This window comes from Actinomyces johnsonii, from assembly GCF_006546835.1.
Lineage (GTDB): Bacteria > Actinomycetota > Actinomycetes > Actinomycetales > Actinomycetaceae > Actinomyces > Actinomyces johnsonii.
On record NZ_VICB01000041.1, the window covers coordinates 1 to 260 of the forward strand.

Sequence of the window (260 nt, forward strand, 5' to 3'; positions counted from 1 at the left end):
GGAGCAGGTCGGCTCCGCCGCCGCCCGAGGAGCCCGCCAACAACTCACCCAACAAGCCCAACAGGCCGTCAAGCCGTGGGACCCCATCACTGAGGCAGTCGACGAGAGGATCCAGGCAGACCCGGCGCAGGAGGAACCCTTGCGTCGTAAGGTGGAGGAGAAGGCGCCCAGGCTGTTCAGGCGTCAGGAGCGCGGGCTCAATCGTCTGCTGAGCCTGCGATATCCCTGGGAACGGGATCCCAGTGCGGGTGAGGTGCGGA

General features: G+C 66.9%; 1 protein-coding gene. It reads left to right on the top strand.

Features of this window, described 5'->3' with window-relative positions:
• Nucleotides 1-260: hypothetical protein (locus FK256_RS14390; protein ID WP_170197987.1), on the top strand; the 260-nt coding region annotated here is incomplete at both ends.